Annotated in this window: 4 protein-coding genes; all 4 read left to right on the top strand. The window is 63.8% G+C overall.

Annotation, left to right across the window (positions count from 1 at the left end):
- The coding region (locus tag ACK59L_RS21420) for a diiron oxygenase (protein WP_409275929.1) at positions 1-955 on the top strand (955 nt) is incomplete at its 5' end.
- Complete coding sequence (locus ACK59L_RS21415) at positions 952-2,013, top strand: 2Fe-2S iron-sulfur cluster-binding protein (protein WP_409275927.1); 1,062 nt, start codon at positions 952-954, stop codon at positions 2,011-2,013. The genes ACK59L_RS21420 and ACK59L_RS21415, both read left to right, overlap by 4 nt.
- Positions 2,014-2,049: 36 nt before the next feature.
- Positions 2,050-2,745, top strand: coding sequence for a glutamine amidotransferase (locus ACK59L_RS21410; protein WP_196126295.1), 696 nt, complete (start codon positions 2,050-2,052; stop codon positions 2,743-2,745).
- A 57-nt stretch (positions 2,746-2,802) separates the two neighbouring features.
- Positions 2,803-3,171 carry an antibiotic biosynthesis monooxygenase gene (locus ACK59L_RS21405; RefSeq protein ID WP_027915438.1) on the top strand — a complete coding sequence of 123 codons (369 nt, stop codon included), beginning with the start codon at positions 2,803-2,805 and terminating at the stop codon, positions 3,169-3,171.
- Positions 3,172-3,177 lie beyond the last annotated feature (6 nt).

Here is a 3,177-nt window from a genome sequence, read left to right as displayed (position 1 = left end):
TAACCATAGCGGTACCGATGATGCAGTTAAAGGCATGCTGGCCAAACTTTCAACCCTGTGGAAAACCCGCGCTGCTGTAAACCAGCCACAGCCCGACTACTGGGGCCTGGCGTTCGATGCTAACAAGAACGATTTCAGCCATTCACTGCTGCCGTTTCGCAACCACCAGGCCTGGCTTGAAGCCCCCAAAGACTTACAGTCCAAGTGCATGTCCTACGCCTGGGGCATCTATAACCTCAAGACCATTTATATTGAATGCAATGTGGTAGTGCCGGCGTGTGAAGACATTATCAAGACCCCGCCGCAAAGCCATAACCGCGCACTGCTGCAAGATGTGATGTCACAAGCCCTGCTCGATGAAGCCCTGCATACGCGTATGTCGATCATGGCCTGCAATTACATCTATGACATGCGCCAACTTACCCCCCTGGACTTCAGCGCCTTCAACCTGGTGACCTGGCGCGAAGCGCTGCTGGCCAACTGCACCGCCGAATGGGAACGCCGCCTGACCCGCTTCGGCATCGCCTGCGCCAGCGAAACACTGATCACCGACTACCTCAAGACCATGGCCGAAGACACCACCATCCAGTCGGTCTGCCACGAAGTCACCCGCACCCACGCCATGGACGAGTGGAGCCACTCCAGCGTATTCAGCTTCGTCGCCACCGACATCGTCAACGGCCTGACCCGCAAGGAACGCCTGTACCTGCGCTCGATCATCCTGCGCACCGTGCAGATGTTCGCCAACAACGAGATGGGCGCCTGGGCGCGGGTATTCGACATGCTGGGCTTGCCCAACGGCAACGAGATCCTGCACGACGTGGGCGACAACAACGAGATCAGCGTCTACACCGACTCCCTCGAAGCCCTGGTCAACCGCATCGGCCTGGCCGGCAATGGCCTGGAGAGCGCCGAACAAGCCGTCGAACAGCTGCGCGAGAGGGCTAGCGCATGAGTACCCCGACAAGCTTCGAAGCCGTGTGCGAGCACGTCAGCAGCGAGACCGCGCAGATCAAGGTATTCGGCCTGCGCGTACTTAACGCCTCCAGCGCCTTTTTGGCGGACCTGGTGCCCGGCCGGCACGTGGCGTTGCAGGCAACAGACCTGTCCGGCGCCCGCCAGCAGCGGCTGTACTCCATCACCCGCAGGCTCGGCAACGACCAGTTCGAGCTGGCGATCAAGCGCGAAGGGCGCGGCGGGGTCTCGGACCAGCTGCACGCCACCTGCCAACCCGGCTCGCGTTTCGATGTGCAGTTCACCGCAGGTGACATCGCCCTGGCCTCGGTCCAGGCCTGCCGCCACGTCGGCCTGCTGGCCGGCGGCATCGGCATCACCCTGCCCATCGCCCTGCTGCGCGGGCTGCACGAGCGCGCCCAGCGCGGCTTGAGCGTGCCGCAGGTCAGCCTGCTGCTGTGCGTGCCGTCCATTGCCGACATCCCGTTCCTGCACGAACTGCTGCAACTGGAACTGAGCTGCCCCTGGTTCGACCTGCAGGTGTTCGTCACCCGCGAAGCGGTGCACGGTAAGGGTCACTTCAAGGCCGGCCGCCCGCAAGCCCAGGACCTGCAAGCACTGGGCAACCCGGACAGCGTGGTGATCTGTGGCAGCCACGGCTTCGCCCAAGGCATGCGCGAGCACCTGCTGGCGCTGTTCCCCGCCTGCCCCCTGCTGATCGAATCCTTCACCCCGCCAGCCGCCTCTGCCCCGACCACGCCAGACGATGCCCAGGCCGAAAGCCCCCTGCGCCTGCACCTTCAGCACAACGACCAGATGCTGGAGCCCGCCGCAGGCAAGAGCCTGCTGGAGATGCTGGAAACCAGCGGCATCGAAGTGCGCAGCCTGTGCCGCGCCGGCATCTGCGGCCACTGCCGGCTGAAAGTGTCGGAAGGCGAGTACAGCGTCGAACCCGACTTCTGCCTGACCGACCAGGACAAGCGCGACGGCCACGCCCTGGCCTGCTGCACCTTCCCCAAGGCCGGTACGATCAAGGTCGACCTCAACCCCACGGCGTAAACCGCGCCCTTACTTCTTTCATCATCGGGTTTGCACATGAAGACAGCCATCGCACTGCGCCACATCCACTTCGAAGACGTCGGCACCCTGGCCCCCGTCCTGAACGAAGCCGGCTACAGCCTGACCTACATCGACCCCACCGTCGAAACCCTTCACCCCGAACAGGTGATGCAGGCCGACCTGCTGATCGTGCTGGGTGGCCCCATCGGCGCTTACGACGAAAAGCCCTACCCCTTCCTCAAGGCCGAACTTGAGCTGGTGCGCCAACGCGTCGAGTCGGGCAAGCCCATGCTGGGCATCTGCCTGGGCGCACAACTGATCGCCCGCGCCATGAACGCCAAGGTCTACCCCATGGGCGTGAAGGAAATCGGCTTCTCGCCCCTTACCCTCACCGCCGAAGGCCAGCAATCGCCGCTTGCCGAACTGGGCGACGTACCCGTGCTGCACTGGCACGGCGACCAGTTCGACATCCCAGAGGGCGCCGTGCTGCTGGCCAAGACCGACATCTGCGCGCACCAGGCGTTTGCCGTGGATAACCGCATCCTGGGCCTGCAATGCCACCTGGAAGCCGACCCCGCCCGCATCGAGCAGTGGCTGGTAGGCCACGCCAACGAAGTCGGCCAGACCGGCCTGGACCCGATCGCCCTGCGCTCGGCCGCTGCCGAACTGGGCGAGCGCCTGACCCAGGCCGCCGCCCGCGTGATGCGCGCCTGGCTTGCCAACCTGAAGTAACCCGCTGCACCGCCACCGCATGAAAACAACAAAGTCATCAAGGATGAGGCACCACCCATGATCGTCGTATTGTTCGAGTTGCAAGCACTGCCCGGCCAGGGCGAAACCTACGTAGACCTGGTCAACAAGCTCACCCCCCTGCTCAAGCCCATGGAAGGGTTCATCTCGGTGGAGTGCTTCCAGAGCACCCTCAACCCCAAGAAAGTGATGTCGGTGACCACCTGGCGCGACGAAGAAGCCGTGGTGCAATGGCGCAACGTCACCGCCCACCTCTCCGCCCAACGCGCCGGCCGCGACAAAATCTTCGACGACTACCGCGTGCGCGTCACCTCGGTGATCCGCGACTACGGCCTACGCGACCGCGACCAAGCCCCCTACAACGAAGTCGTAGACGGCACCCGCCCAACAGCCTGCCCAGTAGCCTAACCCCCG

It is taken from the genome of Pseudomonas sp. KCJK9111 (assembly GCF_046231935.1).
Lineage (GTDB): Bacteria > Pseudomonadota > Gammaproteobacteria > Pseudomonadales > Pseudomonadaceae > Aquipseudomonas > Aquipseudomonas parafulva_B.
Note: the sequence above shows the minus strand (reverse complement) of the source record. Positions and strands in the feature narration are given on the sequence as shown.